At 62.6% G+C, this 15,963-nt stretch carries 12 protein-coding genes; all 12 read right to left on the bottom strand.

The genetic code is table 11. The features are described from left to right. Nucleotides 1–692: 692 nt before the first annotated feature. The 12 genes from VNH11_26780 to VNH11_26725 all read right to left on the bottom strand — a co-directional run bounded on the left by VNH11_26780 (nucleotide 693) and on the right by VNH11_26725 (nucleotide 15,905). Nucleotides 693–1,337 carry a hypothetical protein gene (locus VNH11_26780; GenBank protein ID HVA50000.1) on the bottom strand — a complete coding sequence of 215 codons (645 nt, stop codon included), beginning with the start codon at nucleotides 1,335–1,337 and terminating at the stop codon, nucleotides 693–695. A gap of 346 nt (nucleotides 1,338–1,683) precedes the next feature. Then, complete coding sequence (locus VNH11_26775; GenBank protein HVA49999.1) at nucleotides 1,684–2,709, bottom strand: prenyltransferase/squalene oxidase repeat-containing protein; 1,026 nt, start codon at nucleotides 2,707–2,709, stop codon at nucleotides 1,684–1,686. A 181-nt stretch (nucleotides 2,710–2,890) separates the two neighbouring features. After that, nucleotides 2,891–5,359 (bottom strand): hypothetical protein, encoded by a 2,469-nt coding sequence (locus VNH11_26770; protein HVA49998.1) that lies wholly within the window; start codon nucleotides 5,357–5,359, stop codon nucleotides 2,891–2,893. Next, nucleotides 5,356–5,589, bottom strand: a complete 234-nt coding sequence (locus tag VNH11_26765) for a hypothetical protein (GenBank protein ID HVA49997.1) — start codon at nucleotides 5,587–5,589, stop codon at nucleotides 5,356–5,358. The genes VNH11_26770 and VNH11_26765 overlap by 4 nt, the downstream gene beginning before the upstream one ends. Next, the gene (locus VNH11_26760; GenBank protein ID HVA49996.1) at nucleotides 5,586–6,002 is read right to left on the bottom strand and encodes a hypothetical protein; all 417 of its coding nucleotides are present in this window, start codon (nucleotides 6,000–6,002) and stop codon (nucleotides 5,586–5,588) included. Before VNH11_26760 ends, VNH11_26765 begins: the two co-directional genes overlap by 4 nt. Before the next feature lie 63 nt (nucleotides 6,003–6,065). Continuing rightward, nucleotides 6,066–9,842 (bottom strand): hypothetical protein, encoded by a 3,777-nt coding sequence (locus VNH11_26755; GenBank protein HVA49995.1) that lies wholly within the window; start codon nucleotides 9,840–9,842, stop codon nucleotides 6,066–6,068. Between the two features lie 2 nt (nucleotides 9,843–9,844). Beyond that, nucleotides 9,845–12,193, bottom strand: coding sequence for a BatA and WFA domain-containing protein (locus VNH11_26750; protein ID HVA49994.1), 2,349 nt, complete (start codon nucleotides 12,191–12,193; stop codon nucleotides 9,845–9,847). Between the two features lie 4 nt (nucleotides 12,194–12,197). After that, a complete protein-coding gene (locus VNH11_26745; protein ID HVA49993.1) occupies nucleotides 12,198–12,626 on the bottom strand; it encodes a hypothetical protein in 429 nt (142 codons plus the stop codon). A 169-nt stretch (nucleotides 12,627–12,795) separates the two neighbouring features. After that, nucleotides 12,796–13,683 (bottom strand): DUF58 domain-containing protein, encoded by an 888-nt coding sequence (locus VNH11_26740; GenBank protein HVA49992.1) that lies wholly within the window; start codon nucleotides 13,681–13,683, stop codon nucleotides 12,796–12,798. 3 nt (nucleotides 13,684–13,686) lie between these two features. Beyond that, nucleotides 13,687–14,706, bottom strand: coding sequence for a MoxR family ATPase (locus VNH11_26735; GenBank protein ID HVA49991.1), 1,020 nt, complete (start codon nucleotides 14,704–14,706; stop codon nucleotides 13,687–13,689). Nucleotides 14,707–15,093: 387 nt separating this feature from the next. Further along, nucleotides 15,094–15,519: an ATP-binding protein gene (locus VNH11_26730; protein ID HVA49990.1), complete on the bottom strand. Its 426-nt coding sequence runs from the start codon at nucleotides 15,517–15,519 to the stop codon at nucleotides 15,094–15,096. 32 nt (nucleotides 15,520–15,551) lie between these two features. Beyond that, nucleotides 15,552–15,905, bottom strand: coding sequence for an STAS domain-containing protein (locus VNH11_26725; protein HVA49989.1), 354 nt, complete (start codon nucleotides 15,903–15,905; stop codon nucleotides 15,552–15,554). Between the last annotated feature and the right edge of the window lie 58 nt (nucleotides 15,906–15,963).

The raw sequence follows: 15,963 nt of genomic DNA, 5'->3' as shown, positions 1-15,963 counted from the left end.
TTTCGCCCCTTCGGGGGGTTTGCCGTGAAATCGACCCCGCAGGGGTCAGACTCACCAGCCCAGGGCAACGCCCTGGGGACCGGTGCCGCCCAACGCCCTGCACCCCAACGGGGTGCGACGGGTGGGGGCGGCAATGCATGGCGCGTTGTTTGTGGACCGATGTTGCGCCGAATGGCGATCGGCGCGACGTTGCGCCGTTCGGTCGGTGCGGGTTTGACATCGTTCGGTCGTTCATGTCACGCCCTTTCAGGGCTACCAATTTGTTGTCGCCTTTCAACCCAGGGCATTGCCCTGGACTGATGAGTTGCGCCCCTTCGGGGCTGAGGCCGTGCATTCGACCCCGCAGGGGTCAGACTCACCAGCCCAGGGCAACGCCCTGGGGACCGGTGCCGCCCAACGCCCTGAACCCCAACGGGGTGCGACCGGCGCGACGTCGCGGAACGCGCAGCGCCGAATCGTCGCGCGGCGTGGCGTCGGCGAATTGCGCGCCGTGCGGTGGTCGGGCCATCCGTTCGTGCGGTGGAAATCGTTCGGTGGTTCATGTCGCGCCCTTTCAGGGCTACGCATTTCTGTCGCCAAATCAACCCAGGGCGTTGCCCTGGGCTGATGAGTTTCGCCCCTTCGGGGCGGCCGCCGCCTCGATCATCTCGATGAACTTCGCTTCGACCTTCGCGGCGAAATCGCCCTCGATTTCATACACTTCGGCGAAACCACGAGGAACCCGCGCGTAAACTTGTTGCTGTTCGGCCGGCGCACGGCGTTGACGGTTTGCCAGGCGATAAGCATGGCCATGACGGTCGTCTTGCCGGCACCGGTGGCAGCTTGAGCGCCAGCCGCATCAGGGCGGGGTTGGCCTCTTCGTTCGCCGCGGCCAGATGGTCGAGCAAGCGTTTGCCCGACTTGCTCTGCGGCGCTACCTCTGTGAGCCAGATGGCGGTCTCCACCGCTTCGACCTGGCAAAAGAACGGGCGAACGTCGTTGAAGGGGTGATGCCGCCAATGCTTGAGCAGGCGGGCTGTCTCGGGCGTGACCTGACAATCGCTGACGTTCGGCCAGCCGCGCCATTGGGCCACGTGCTGGCGGATTTCGTTGATGATCGGCGTCGGATCGTACTGCTGTTCGACGGTCGAGAGGCCGAGACCCTCGTTGAAGACCATCTCCTGCTGGTCCGGTGTTTTGCGTTTCCTGGGCTTCGGGATGGGCGTGATGAACTCGGCGCGGCGGCGGCTTTCGAGAATGTGCTGCGTCGGCTGGCCGTGGGCGTCGAGCTCCCAGTGCCGCTGCGGGCACTCATAGGGGGAGTTGATGATTGGACGCTCGAAGAATTGGTCCTGCATGGAGGCCCCACCGCGAGGGAGCGCCGCGTCGGCCGACGCGGCAGCAAGCAGATTAGCAGATTGGGTGGTGAATGCAAGGATGAGGGTTCGGGGTTCAGGCAACAGAAATCAGGACGGAGGCGGTGAGAATGGATAGTCCGGCGGTGACGCGACGAGCCCTCACCCTAGCGCGGATTATTCACCGGGCCACAAAGCCGATCAAAGGACCGCTGCTCGCCGGCGGACGCAAATCGCTGGGTGTCGTGCTTGCCATGTTGTGGTTCACTTGTTTGGCGACGGACAAGGGACCAACGGGAATCGTTTCCGGCGTCGTGCCGAAGGCCAAGGGGAGGCCACGACCGGCAGACTATCTCTGATACGCCGGCAAGAAGTGCATGTAAATCTCGAGCACCAGCGACGCCATTGCCGTCCAATAAACCTTGTTGGGGCCGACGACGCCTTCGTTTTCCGCTGTGCCCGGCGGCACGTCCCAGCTTCCATCGGGGTTCTGCTTATCGAGCAGCAATTGACGGATCTTCGGGTGCCATTCATTCCAGTATTTGCCGCCGGCCTGATAATGGCCCTGGATGGCATAGTAATGGAAGTAATAAAAATACTGCACCGGGCCGGCCTGCCATTTGATTTCCGTGGGCGCCAGATAATCGAGCGCCTTCTTGATGCTCGGCTCTTCGTATTGTCCGAGCAACTGCAGCGAGAGCGTGCCCGCCGCGCTCATCTGATGGTTGGGGCTGCCGCCGGTCTGATAGGCGAAGCCGCCGTTGGGATGCGCGCACGATTTGACGTAGGCGATCGCTTTGTCGATCGTGGCGGCCGGAACGGCGATCTCCGCGTTGTTGGCCGCACGCAAGGCGACGATCTGCATCACCGTCACGCTCAGGTCGGCGTCCGACGGCTGCGGTTGATAGCGCCAGCCGCCGTTGGGCGACTGTGCGGCGACGATCAGATTGACGCTGCGGCGCACGCCATCTTCGAGCGCCGGATCGGCATCCATGCCGTACATCTCGGCCATGGCCAGCGTGGTCAGCGCGTGCTCGTACATCGGGCCGTGCGAGGGCCGCGACGAGGCGAACAGGCCGTTGGGCTGCTGCTGGCCGAGCACGAACTTTTTGCCGCGCTCCAGTACGCCGCGATAAGGACCTCGGCCGGGCACGTGGCCGCGGCCCATGAAGGCCAGCATCGACAAGGCGTTGGGCGCGTTGTTGTCGTGCCAGCCGCCGTCCGGCCGCTGCCTTTCGGCGATGTAGGCCAGCGCCTTGTCGACCGCCCCGGTGACTTGTTCGACGATCCGCGTCTCCGTGAGCGGCAACGCGTTGTCGGCGGGTGCATCGGCGGCGGCGGCTCGGCCCACGAGCGCCAACACAATAAGAGACATTGCCGATCTCTGTAGGGAACGCCCTCCGTGGCGTTCCGCGGCGGACCGGTTGGCCGGATTGGCAGTCGTCTGCGGAACGCCACGGAGGGCGTTCCCTACAGAGGCTCGCGCGAAGGTCGGAGAGAAAGTTTCCATTTCAAGGTCCACGGTTCTATCCCCGCTGCCTGGATCAAACATTATCTTACGATAGCCCGCTCAATCGCCTAAGCCCGACGTCGACCGAGTAAATCGTCACCAGCAGCGTCAGCATCAGCCAGTTGTCCCAGATGCTCGCCTCGCGGTGCAACGAAATGGTCTTCGGCTCGCCTTTCAACTCGCCGGTGATCGAAGCCAGGTCTTTCGGCTGCACGATCTTGCCGATTTGTGCCAACGCTTCGAGGTGTACATTGGGCCGCCGCAGCTCCTCCGTCGAAGGCCGCACATGCATCTGAGCTTCGACCTTCTCGCCGCCTTGCGCATCGTAAACGACCTGGTAGTTACCCGTCTCCTTGGGCGCGTACTTGCCGGTGTAACGGCCCAGAGTCGCCTTGTCGGCCACCATTTCCACGGTCTCTGCCGGCGCGCCTTCGCGCTCCACGCGGAGCGTGATGGTTGCATCGGTGCGCAGGGCGCCGTCGGCCTTCAAGGCCATCAGCTCGATCTGCGCCGCTTCACCCGGCCGGGCACGCACGGGCCGCACTTCCAGCCAGCTTTTCTTCTTCTCGTCGTCGTTGCGGCGCGCGACGAACCGAAGGGCCTGTCCCCAAAACTTGTAGAAGAACCGGTCGCCGACGTTCTGCCGCCAGAGCCAGGTGCTGTCGGTGCCGACGAACAGCACCTTGCCCTGGCCTGCATAGTGATGGGCGAGGAGAGGCAACTTGCCGTAGCGGCCCTCGACGCTGGCGTTGTAGGCCAATACGGTGGCCGAAGGTGACGGGCGTTCGACCGCGGCGCACCAATAGAAGGGCGGCATTTTCTCCCAGACGTTCTGATTGCGGCCCGCGTCGTCGAACAGCCGCATCGTCTCGTGCAGTCCGCCGTCGGCGCTCAACTGGAGCTTGAAGGGCTTGTAGGGCTGCGCTTCCATGCCCGACTTGCGTCGAATCTTGACGGGCAGCAAATCCAAGAACTCCTGCTCGAACGAGAACGGCATGGCGTTGGGTCCGGCCTCGACGATCAGTCCCACGCCGCGCTCGCGCACCGCTTCGGCCAGGTTCTTCACAAAGCCGCGATCGGCCAAGGCCGGCGAGACATCGCCCAGAATGATCGTGTGATATTCGGCCAAGGCATCGACGCTGTTGGGCAGAATATTGCGTTCGGACGCCGGACGTCGGCGGACTTCGGTTTCGAGCACGATGTCGGGTTCATCCGTTGCCCCGGTCGAGCTCGGCAGCATGGCGGGCGCCGTGGTCGTGGCGCTGCCGCCGGCCGCCGTTCCGGCGACGATGCCGCCGGAAAGCCCGCGACCGCCGAGACCGTGGTCGCGGCGCATGGAGTTCTTCAAGAAGCGAAAATCCCAGCGGGGCAAGCCTTCGACGTACAGCACCCGCAGTTTCTCGTCGCTGACGCGGACGACGATCTCATCGCTGTTGTTGTCCTTGATGTCCTCCGGCAGCTCGGCGGCGGGAATGAGCTTGACCGTAAGCGTCTTGGCGCCTGGTTCTTTCGCCTCGAACGAGAGTTCGACGTGCTGCTGCTCGGTGCGGCGGAGCACCAACTCTTTCGAGTCGAGCGGCTCCGTCTTGCCGTCTTCCAAGAGCACGGCCTTGACCGCCTGTTCCGGGTAGCCTTGCACTTCGAGGGTGGCAGCCACATGGACGGTATCGCCTTTGGACACCAGGTCGGGAGCGAACACATCGACCACGGCGACGTCGCGCAGGGCGGCCGGGCTGCCTGCGGGCACGGCGAACAGCGGCGCTCCGGCTTCGGCAGCCGTGCGGGCCACCTCGGCAGGCGAGCGGCCGCCGGTGTTCTGGCCGTCGGAAAAGACAACGATGCTGGCGATCTGCCGCCCGGCGGCTTCGTCGAGCACCTGGGACAGGCCGTCGCCCAGACGTGTTTCGGGACCCTGAGTCACCAGGTCGGGCAACTCGAGCGGACCGCTTTTGTGCGGCATCTGCGCCACTTCTTCGCCGACCGAGTAGAGCCGCACGTCGTACTTTTCGGCCAGCGGATCGAGCCACTCCTTGGCGCGATGTTCGACGGCCTCTTGGATGAAGCGCGCCCGAGTTTTCTCATTCAGCGCTTTGCGCGTGGCCGCGTCGACCTTTCCGTCGGTGACCTGATATCCGGTCGCTTCGGCGGCGGCCAACACGTCGGCGTCGCTATCGAACGGCCCGGCGGGCAAGCCCATGCTCTGCGACTGGTCGAAAAGCAGGGCCACGATCGGCTTCTTTTCGGTCTTCATGTCGAGCTTGAGATACGGACCCGACAGCGTGAGGACCAGCAGCAAGAGAATGAACACGCGCGTGGCCGTGAGTGCCAGCCGAAGGCCCGGCGGCACGCTGGCCAGGTTCTCCCGCTGCCGGCGATCGATGAACCAGGCGAGCGGCACCAGCAGTGCCAGCCCCAGCCAGAGCCAGGCCGGCCGCTGCACGTGCGGCGTGACGTGCTCCAGGTGCGAGCGGATGTCGTCGGCCACGCCGATCGATTTCAGTAACGATTCAATCATGGCGTGCCGGGATCGCTGGACTTATCTTCGGGCCGGGGACTAGCTTCGTCTTTTTTCTCGCCCATCTCCTCGTCACGCCGCCGACGTTGCGGCCCATAACGGAGCGGCTTGTTGCTTAGATACGGCCTTACTTGTTCAAGAGTGAACTGGTATGGAGCTTTTTCGCAACCTTCTGGGGGAAATTCGTAATAGACATGAACGCTGCCTCTTGGTTTATCCGGTTGGCTCATGAGGTTTCTCCTCTGTTGGTATTTAGCGGTAGAACCGTCAGGCGGCGCTCCCGCAATAACTGTCCGTTGACAAGCAACTGCACGCGATATTCACCCTTTTCTGGAAACACTAGATCGTTCATTTCAAAGATGAGTTCCACTGCGGTGAGAGGGTCGCGGAACGTCACGTCGGCGTCGATGCTATAAATCGGCTCTCGCTCCTCGTCGATATCAACGAAGCGCAATTCAAATACGATCGAGCCTCGCCCCTCGACGAGCGCCGCGTAAACAATGAGGCCGGGATGGTGTAGTGGCAACGACGTGGCGCCAATAACCGTGCGGATTCCCAGGATCGACAGCGTACCGCTCAAATCGTCGCGATAAATCTGGTCGGCGACAATCATCGCCAGAACTTCTGGAAGCGGCTTATCCATCGAAGGTGACGTTCAGTTAATTGTAGGAATCGACGCGAATCTCAGTTGTCCCATGTCGAAGCTTTAGTTGGCCTTGACCTCGCTCAACCGCTTGAAATAGTCCTCGATAAACTTCCGATAACCCTCCGGTCCCTGCTCGCGCATGCCTTGCAACAACTCTTCGCGGAGCCTGGGCTGCATCTTCAAAATCAACGAGCGCGTTTGCGGATCGAGCTTCGACAGCTCGACCTCGACGATCTGCCCGCTGGTCGAAGTTGGACCGAGATTGCCCAGCGACATGCCGCGCGAGGTGTGCGCAGGGCCCTTCTGCGGCTGGCCGGGCTGATTCTGCGCCATCGCGTTTTGCGCTTGGCGCAGCCGCTGGGCCAGCGCCATCGCTTCCTGCAATTCGGGCGATTGCAGCAGATTTGCCAGGTTGGGTTCGCCGGCCGCCGCCGCGTTTTCGGTGCCCATCGGTGCGGCCTCCGATGGCATCGGTTCGTTGGCACCAGCCAGCGCCTGTTGAAGCTGCTCCCTCAGGGCCTCCAACGACGCCATGTCGGTGCCCAGGCTTTGCTGGCTGAGGTTCAACTCCTCCAGGCGATGAAACTGGCGATCGGCCAGAGCCCCGCGCTGCGCCTGGGGCGGAGCGTGCGGCGCGTCGGCGTGTTTCCTCGGTTTCGGACGTTTGTCGGCAAACCGCGGGTCGAGCTTCGGCCGCGGGCCGCCCAGTGCCGGCTCAAACAGCGGTTCATCGTCGCCCATTTCGTCCTTCGCTTCCGGATGTTCGCCCGGCTCCGGCTTACCCTCGCCGGCATCGGCCATCTCTTCCGGCGTATCCTCTTCCTTGGGCGGAACGAGATATTCTTCGTCCTCGCCCATCATGGGGGCATCCGGGAAATCGGGCCGGCGATCGCGGCGCGACATGCGGTTTTGAGCCAAAAGCTGCCGGGCCTCGTCGAGCGCCGGATCGCTCTCGCGCTCCAACCGTCGCTGCCGCTTCTCCAGATCCGACAGCATCATATCGGGCACGACCTGCGAAGCATCGAGCATCTCGGCCTGCCGACCCTCGAATTTCTGCAACTGCTCTCGCAATGCGGCCAGCATCTCGCGCAGGTCTTCCAGGCCGCGCTCGGTGCCTGCCGCCTGCTGCTTGAGCATCTCTTCTCGAAGCTGGGCCAAGGCCTTGTCGAGGCCGGCGTCCATTTGCTCGCGGGCTTTATCGAGCGCCTTGAGCCGCGCGGCCAAGGCTTCCAGCTCGTCCTGAATGTGGTCGCCGGCTTTGGCCAGGTCGCCGAGATTGGGGTCGTTCTGCTGTGGACTGGCAGCCTGCCGCAGGTCTTTGGCCAGCGCTTCCATCGGCTTCACCGCCAGGCGGTCGAACGCTTCCTGGGCGGCCTTCATCTCCGAGACCAACTCGGGCGGCAGCATTTGCAATTGAGCGGCCTGCTGGGCCGCCTGCATCAATTCGTTGGCAAGCTGCTTGCCGACATTGGCGTTCTGGTTCTCTTTCGCCGCGGCCTTGGCCAGTTCTTGCCGCAATTCGTTGAGCTGCCTCGTCGTCTCGGCATCGAGCTCCGGCCTGAACTGGGCGGCCTGCACTTGCGGATTGGCCTCGGCCGCTTCACGGGCGGCCTCTTGCGCCTTGGCCTCCGCTTCTTCAATCGTCTTTTCCAGCGGCGCGTATTTGCCTTCGAGCTTCTCGACCGCTTCCTTCACTGTGGCCTGCTCGGCAATCAGCTTGGCCAGCTTCTCTTCGAACGTGTCTTGCTGCTGCTCGAAACGGGCAAGCTGCTGATCGGCCGAATTGGCGTCGGTCGCGATGCGCACCAGGTAGTCTTGCGTCTCGGCCACCTGTCCTTTGCAGTCTTCGACCTGCACGCGATACCGCACGTGCTCGCCGGGCTTCAGGTCGAACGGCAACAGGTCGAGCGTGAGAAGCGCCGTGTCGCCGCGGACCTGCTTGCCGTATTTCTTGCCGGTCGTTTCACGGAAGCCACCGGAATCACCTCGCTCGACAAGCACCTTGAGATGTTTCAGCGCGAAGTCATCATAAGCGGCGACCGTCAGCGGCACTTTCTTGGCCTGACTGAGCACGATGTCGGCGCCCGGCCGCTCCAGCGTGACCTGCGGCGGATTGTCGTCAATGGCCAGGTACTTGGCCTCCTTCATCATCGGATTCGGATGCTTCAACTCGTTGCGCAACTCGACGCGCCACAACCCTTCACCCACCAGCGGGAAGATGCCCGACCATTCGCCGGGATGCTGCGACGCCAACGCGAACGTTTCGCGAACGACGAGTTTCCGCTGGTCGCGCGTGGGGGGTGGAAGCGCGCCGGCCAAGTGCCAATAGCATTGCCCGCCGTGCAGCGTGAAGCTCATGCCCTTGATCGCTTTGTTTTCCAGCCCGACGGCTTTGGCCGGCACTTCCAGCCGCAGCCATTTGCCGGCTTCGGGCAAGGCGCCCATCGCATGGCGGCTGGCGGTGTTCGGCTGGCCGGTGCCGATCTTGTCGTCGCCCCAATAGGCCCGGTGCTCCCAGTTTTGCCCGTCGTGCCATTCAAGCATGATCGTTTCGGGCTTCTGCTCGGGCACGATATAAACCCAGGCAAAGAGATATTCGCCCGGCTCGATTTGAAAACCGACCGGCGCGGTATGGAAACGATGGCCGTACACTCCGGCGGCAGCCGGTTCGCTATGCGTGGGACGCTGATGCTTCTCGGTGTCCCATTGCCAATTCCCCTCCGACACGGCGCCATCTGGCGCTTTGCGCTCGAACCAGACACGCTCCTGGCGATCGACGACGGGCACCGGCTCCCAGGCCATGTCGAGGAGTTGGATCTCACCCTCGGCCACATCGCCCTCGCTTTCGACGCGCACCTCGACGCCGCTGGTCTCCGGGCCGGTCACATCGGTCGAAGCCTGCGGAAGAACGCCCTCTTCTCCCAACTCGAAGTAGTCGGGATAGTGCAGCACCGCGCGCAGGTCGACGATCTTCGGGCGGTCGACCATCACGATCTTGTATTTTTTGCTCCACGTGCCGCCGCCGTGTATGCGATAGGCGAACGACTTTTCCAGCCCTTCGAGTGTCCGCGACCACGGGCCCTTGTCTTGCGGCTGCAGGTCGTGCCAGATTGTTTCGCTGCCGTCGTCCGGCAACAACTCGACGCGCAACTGCTCAGGTTGGCCTTTGGTCACATCGACGGCGAACTCGATTTCTTCGCCCCGCAGCACCTTGGCATCGCCTGGCCTGACGTTGAATTCGACGCCCGTGGCCGGCGGGATGTCGGCCCACGGTTGAAAGATGCGGGCCATCGCGGTCGGCAGGCGATCGGCGAGCACGATCCAGCAAACGACAAACAGCGTCACCGTCGCGGCCAGCGCCATGCCGGCCCGTTGCAGGCTGTGGCGATCGACGACGGTCGACGGCCTGAACGATCGAATTCGGTCAATGGCCTCGCTCACCAGGCGACGATAGAACTCCGGAGAATGGCGGTTGCGCCGTGTGTCGTCCGACAGATCGACGCAGCTCACCAGCCGGTTATGGATGCCGGGCAGGTAATGCTCGATGCGCCGCGCCACGTGGGTATTTCCCAAGCGGCGAAACAGCGGCCGCAGTACGCCACTGAAAAAGACCCACACGGTCGGCACCACAACCAGCGCCAACGCGATGGCCCGCATCGTCGGCCAGAACGGCACAACGAGATCGAGCAACGCAAGCACGAGTAGCGTGCCCAGGTAAATGGCGACCGACAGCGCCAGGCCGGTGGCCACCCAGCTTCCGCGCAGCAATTGCCGCACGTGCCGGATGAGGCGAAAAATGGGGCCGATGTCGTGTTCAGTATCGGGTCGATTTGACATATTCATGCATCCTCGTGTCCCGCCCCGGTCATCCGTCCCACCCACGTGCCCGGACTCATTTCGCGAATTCGCTCGCCCACCGAAAGGTCTTCTCCCTGATCGGGCCGCTTGCCGCCCAGCGTCGCCAACATGAACTCCACGCCGATCACGACAAACACGATCGCCAGCAGCCAACGCCAAATCTCCCGCTCGTCGCCAACCGTGCCCAACTCCTGCTGCGTTTCGGCCGAAGCATCGACCACGGCCAAATCAACGTCCGGCAGCCACTCGCGCAACTGCGTCTCGTCGGCCAGGGCGAACTGCGATTCGTCGGGCGACAGGTTGACGGCAAACTCCGTCGAGTCGTGCTTGGGCTGCTCCACGCGGCCACCCCGCACATCCACTGTATAATACCCCTTGACGGCCGTTTTCTCGAATCCGCCGACCCACCGCGGGCCGGAACGAGTGAACTCCAGCTCCGTCGCATGCCGCTGCGCGTCGACGATTTTGCCCGCGACGGGATCCCAATTGGCCGCCACGGCAATCTCCGCCGCGCCGTCAGCCGGCACCACCGACGGTGCCTCGACGTCCGGCCGATGCTCCACGTAATTGACCATCCGCAGAATCAGCGGCACAAATTCCGGCTTCAGCGGCAAGTTGTTCCATTTGCTCGTGGCCGGAAAGGCCGCCAGCAGCACCTTGCCGTCTCGAAAGCGGCCCTCGACCATCGCCGGCTCGTTGGGCGAAAACCGGGCCAGCGGCAAGCAATTCGCCGCATCCTCGTCGACCACGATCGGGAAACGCCGGTAAAAATTCGCCGTCGTCAGGTAGCGCGACTCGCGGTCGTCGAACACCGACAGCACCGGATGGGCATAGTCGATCGACGTGAGCTGCACGAAGGTGTCGAACTTTTGAACGTCGCCCGATGCCGGGCTTAACGCGGCCCCCACAACACGCTCTTTGAGCGGCCCCGGCACGGCAAAGAACTGCTTGTTGTAGACGTCGGGATTCACCTTGTCGCCGGGGAAGACGATCAAGCCGCCGCCCGCCGACACGTAGTCTCGAAGCCAGGTGAAGTGCTGGCCGTTGAGCTGTCCGCAGTTTGCCAAGATCACCACCGCGGCGTCGCGCAACGTCTCCGGGTTGACGTTCCCCTCGGGGATTTCCTGCACGTTCAGCGAGCGGACGTATTCCTTGCTCGGCGCAAGATTCACAGCCGCCAGCCCCGACGACGACACTTCGGGCGCGGGACTTTCGGTCTTCGACTTTTCTTCTTCCTCGCCGTGTGCCGTCAACGCCGTGCGGAGGTAAAGCCCCTCGTTCTCGAAGGGATCGCCGGCCGGATTGCCGTTCACCAGCAGCACCTTGATCGGCGGCGCGACCGACAGCGTAAAAAGATACTGGTCGTCGTCGGGAAAGCGGTCGTCGCCAATCTGAAAGCGGCCCCGCAAGATGCCCGGCTGCGTAGGAACGTAAATGATCTCCTTTTCGGCAGTGTCGCCCGGCTTGATGGTCAGCGGTATACGGGCAACCTCCTTCTCATCAATGAATACGCCGACCGTCACATCGGCTGCCTCGCTCTTGGAGTAGTTGGCCACTTTTGGCCGCAGCAGCAAGGGCAGACCGACGACCGTGCGGTGCTCGCGGGGCGCCGCGCCGATCACCGCCCGGTTCGCCAGCGGGTCTTTCGAGCCGACATTGACGACCACCAGGTGCGTCTCTTTCGGCAGGAACCGCTCGGTGCCCTGGTTGGCCAGCTCGCGCCAGCCGGTGGCCTGACAATCGGTGAACAGATAGACGGTGGCCTTCGAGCGTTCGGGCGCGCCCGCCGCGAAGAGTTGTGACAGGGCCACGAGCCAGTTGGCCCGCGACGGACTGGCTTTAAGATCCTGAATGTGCTCTTTGATGCTCTCGGTGTCGGCGGTGAAGCGGCTGAAGACTTCTTCCGGTCGGGCGGCGACGCGGACCAGCGTCAGGCGGTCGTCGCGTGCCAGCCGGTCGGCGACGGTCAGTGCCGCCGTTTTTGCCCGTTCCAACGACGAGAGGCCCGCGGTCTGGGCATTCATGCTGGCCGAACAATCGACGAGCAGCATCACGTCGCGGCCGGCGCCGCCGCCGAACAGGGCGCTCCAGTGCTTCACCATCGGACGACTGCAAGCCAGCACCAGCAACAACACGAACAAGGTCCGCAGCGCCGCCAGCAGGGCTTCCAAGAACTTCATCTGCCGCCGCTGCTGCACATAGCTGTCGAACAGGAAGCGGAAGGTGCTCAATTCAACCGTGCGCAAGCGGTGCAGCGTCAGCAGGTGCAGCAGAATCGGCACCGCTGCCAACGGCAGAAACCAGAGCAGGGCTGGATGAAGAGGAAGCATGCTGTTATCGCGATCGCGGATGCGCAGGGACGGGGGAAGACCGCACTACGAGCTCATGGCCGGGGCGCAAACCGGGCATGGTCGCCAGATGCCCTTCCACACGCGCGACCACATCCGCTTCCTGGCCACCGCCTAACCAATCGAGCACTGCCTGAGCCGCGCACTCGAAGTCGTTGACGAAGGCCTTGACGACCCGCTCGCCCTGGTCATGAACCGCCACTTCCCAGCCGTTACGGCCTCGGTAGAGGATCTCCGCGGTTCGTCCGCCAAGTGCAGTCGCGCCGTAACTCTGCATGCCGAGACTGATTTCATAGGGGCGATAACCGAGACTGTAAGCTTTTTCGAGAAAGCGAACCTCGCGCTTGTCTTGCTCGCTGTGCCGTTGTTGATCGCCAACGTCGAACGGCCAATACCGGCTAATTAAAGATTCCATCACTCGTCTCGATCTCGAACAACCATTACGTCGATCCAATCGTCTCGTCGTCTACTTATTCTTGCCTTCCATCTTCCTCCGAGCGCACGCATGACGCGGTCTTCGATCTCCGGTTCGTCGAGAAGACCGCGCTGAATTGCGATAGCGAACGGTGCCAACATTGGCCGTGTTACCCCATCCGTGACCGCTTATCCAAGCACACCGCCAGCGAAACGTCGTAGGGCTGCTTGGTGTTGATCAGATTGTAGTCGATGCGGCGCTCCAGGCAGTCGCGTTTCACCCGCTCGGTGAAGGCGTTGATCCGCGACAGGTAGCGTGCCCGCAGGCTCTTGGGATTGGCCACCACGCGTCCGGCGCCTTCCATGTCTTTGAATCGCGTCAGCCGGTCGTAAGGGAAGGTCAGTTCGGCATCGTCCATCACGTGAAACACCACCACCTCGTGATGATTGTGGCGGAAGTGTTGCAGACCGCTGGCGATCGACTCCTCTCTGTCGATCAGGTCGCTGATCACGATCACCAGGCCGCGGCGCTTGATCCTTTCGGCCACTTCGTGCAGCACCGATCCGACGTTCGTGTCGCCGCCCGGCTCGGTCTTTTCCAGTAAATCGAGCACGCGGCGGAATTGTGTCGGCCGCGCTTTGGCCGGCATGTGCAGCCGCACGCTGTTGTCGAACAGCGTCAGGCCAACCGCATCGTTCTGCCGTAACAGGAGGTAGGTGAGGGCCGCGGCGAAATAACTGCCGTATTGCAGTTTGCTGATCTTGCCGCTCTGAAAGGCCATCGAGTTCGAGCAATCGAGCAGAATATATGCCCGAAGATTCGTCTCGTCTTCGAACAGTTTGACGAAGTAGCGGTCGTTTCGGGCCAGAATCTTCCAGTCGAGCGTGCGCAGCTCGTCGCCTGGCGTGTAGGCCCGGTGGTCCAGATACTCGACGGAAAAGCCGTGATACGGACTGCGATGCCGGCCGGTCAGAAAGCCTTCGACCACCTGCCGGGCCACAAATTCCATGTGGCCGACGCGTGCCAGACCTTCGGGATCGAAGTAGCGGTTAGGCATGTTTTATTCCGGCTCGCGAACCGACTCGAACAGCTTCTCAACGATGTGGTCCGGCGTAACACCGTCGCTCTCGGCGGTGAAACTGGTAACGAGCCGGTGCCGCAGCACGGGCCGGGCGACGTAGCGAATGTCTTCCGTCGAGACGTGAACGCGGCCGTCGAGCAAGGCGTTGGCTTTAGCACCCAACAACAACGATTGGCAAGCGCGGGTGCCGGCGCCCCAGGTGAGATACTTATTCACGAAATCGGGCGTTTCCGGCGAGCCGGGCCGCGTGGCCCGGACCAGGCTGACGGCGTATCCCGACACGCTGCGGCCGATCAACACCTTCCGCACGGTCTGCTGCAACTGCAGGATCACCGCCCGGTCGAGCACCGGCTGCAACGTCGGCATATCGCCGCTGGTCGTCGCCTCGGCGATGGCCAGCTCTTCGTCGAAGCTGGGATACTGCACCAGGATTTTGAACATGAAGCGGTCGAGCTGGGCTTCGGGCAACGGATACGTTCCCTCCTGCTCGATCGGGTTTTGCGTGCCCAGCACCAGAAACGGCCGCTCCAGCGAAAAATCTTCGCCGGCCGTCGTGACCTTATACTCCTGCATCGCTTGCAACAGCGCGGCCTGCGTCTTGGGCGGCGTGCGATTGATTTCGTCGCCGAGCAGGATGTTGCAAAAGATCGGCCCCTTTACGAACCGCATCCGCCGCCGGCCGGTGCCCTCTTCTTCGTCGAGGATTTCCGTGCCCGTGATGTCCGATGGCATCAGGTCGGGCGTAAATTGAATGCGGCGGAAACTGAGCGACATCAGCCGGGCGATGTTCGAGATCATCAAGGTCTTGGCCAGCCCCGGCACGCCTTCCAGCACGCAGTGACCCTGGCAAAACAGGGCGATCAGCACCTGCTTGACGACCTCGTCCTGCCCGACGATCACGCGGGCAAGCTGCTCCTTCATCTTGTTAAAGGCGCTGGTCAGTTCTTCGGCTGCCTTAAGATCGGATTGGCCGATCTGGGCCGATTTCGCCGGAGTCATCAGGGGATTCGTGTTGGTCGGAGGGGCCATCATCGTACTCGTGGGAGGGAGGGCCGAGGCAAACTCGACTACGGTAAGACTATTGTCGCGGGCGGGCAAAACGTTACGCGCTTTGCGCAGGCGGCAAAGCAGGTCATTCCGCAGGATAGTTGAGAATCGGCCGGCTAGCCAGTAGCGGCACCGATTCTGTAGGGAACGGACTCGATTCTGTAGGGAACGGACTCGATTCTGTAGGGAACGGACTCCGTGCCGTTCCGGGAAGTGCGAATCAACTGTTGTTTGCGGGATCCCGGAACGGCACGGAGTCCGTTCCCTACAGAGATTGCGGGATCCCGGAACGGCACGGAGTCCGTTCCCTACGGAGATGAGGGCCCGGCGGGACGATGGCTACCTCGCCAGGCGTTGCTTTTCCATTTCGACGCAGTTGCCGACGTCATTGTATTCAACGCGCGACATGAAGGCCCGCATCAGCATGATGCCCCGGCCAGACGGGATTTCAATGTGCTCCTCGTCGGTGGGGTCGGGCACGTCTTCCGGCTTGAAGCCGGCCCCCTCGTCGCGAATCTGAATCCAGAGCCGTTCGGGCGAAATCTTGCAGGAGATGAACACCCGCTTGTCAGGGTCGGAGCGGTTGCCGTGGCGAATGGCGTTGACCAGTGCTTCCTCCAGCGCCAAATGTACGCTGTGGACGTCGTGCTCCGACCAGTCGTGGGCGGCGAGCTGTTCGAGCACGTCGTCCAAGACCCGCTTGCCTGCCCCGGTTTCGCTGGGAATGACCAGATCGGCTTTCCAAGGCCAAAGTTCGGTTGCCATTGGCTCGAGCGTTTTTCACTCTAGGCCCGTCGCTAAAACGCCGCCAAGGCGTCGGCTTCGTCGTCCTTGATGTCGAACAATTTGTTCAACTTCGTGATGGCGAAGACTTCGTAGATTTCAGGCCGGATGTTGCTTAGTTTGAGTTTGCCCGATCGGGCTTTGACTTTCTTGTCGAGCGTGATCAGCTTGCCCAAGGCGGCACTGGAAAGGAAATCGACCTTGGAGAAGTTCAAAACCAGCTTGCCGCGGTTTTCCTGCTCGACGAGCTGAAACAGCTCGGTGCCCAACTCCTGAATGCTGGCTTCGTCGAGGATCTTACGGTCCACGAACCGCACGACGGTGACGTCGCCCACCTCCGAGACTTCAAGCCGCCGATGTGCAGCCATGAAACGTTCGCTCCCGAAAACGGCACGCTGCGCCACCAAGGAGAACGGATCTGGGCGG

The sequence above is a fragment of the Pirellulales bacterium genome, assembly GCA_035533075.1.
In the GTDB taxonomy this organism is placed as follows: domain Bacteria; phylum Planctomycetota; class Planctomycetia; order Pirellulales; family JAICIG01; genus DASSFG01.
The sequence above is the reverse complement of the archived record's forward strand: the minus strand, read 5'-3'. Positions and strand labels throughout refer to the sequence as shown.

Bases quoted from the DNA above. Each gene is read 5' to 3' on its own strand.
- VNH11_26765 (HVA49997.1), bottom strand. From the start codon at position 5,589: ATGAGCCAACCGGATAAACCAAGAGGCAGCGTTCATGTCTATTACGAA.
- VNH11_26760 (HVA49996.1), bottom strand. From the start codon at position 6,002: ATGGATAAGCCGCTTCCAGAAGTTCTGGCGATGATTGTCGCCGACCAG.
- VNH11_26725 (HVA49989.1), bottom strand. From the start codon at position 15,905: ATGGCTGCACATCGGCGGCTTGAAGTCTCGGAGGTGGGCGACGTCACC.
- VNH11_26780 (HVA50000.1), bottom strand. From the start codon at position 1,337: ATGCAGGACCAATTCTTCGAGCGTCCAATCATCAACTCCCCCTATGAG.
- VNH11_26750 (HVA49994.1), bottom strand. From the start codon at position 12,193: ATGCTTCCTCTTCATCCAGCCCTGCTCTGGTTTCTGCCGTTGGCAGCG.
- VNH11_26770 (HVA49998.1), bottom strand. From the start codon at position 5,359: ATGATTGAATCGTTACTGAAATCGATCGGCGTGGCCGACGACATCCGC.
- VNH11_26775 (HVA49999.1), bottom strand. From the start codon at position 2,709: ATGTCTCTTATTGTGTTGGCGCTCGTGGGCCGAGCCGCCGCCGCCGAT.
- VNH11_26735 (HVA49991.1), bottom strand. From the start codon at position 14,706: ATGACTCCGGCGAAATCGGCCCAGATCGGCCAATCCGATCTTAAGGCA.
- VNH11_26730 (HVA49990.1), bottom strand. From the start codon at position 15,519: ATGGCAACCGAACTTTGGCCTTGGAAAGCCGATCTGGTCATTCCCAGC.
- VNH11_26745 (HVA49993.1), bottom strand. From the start codon at position 12,626: ATGGAATCTTTAATTAGCCGGTATTGGCCGTTCGACGTTGGCGATCAA.
- VNH11_26740 (HVA49992.1), bottom strand. From the start codon at position 13,683: ATGCCTAACCGCTACTTCGATCCCGAAGGTCTGGCACGCGTCGGCCAC.
- VNH11_26755 (HVA49995.1), bottom strand. From the start codon at position 9,842: ATGTCAAATCGACCCGATACTGAACACGACATCGGCCCCATTTTTCGC.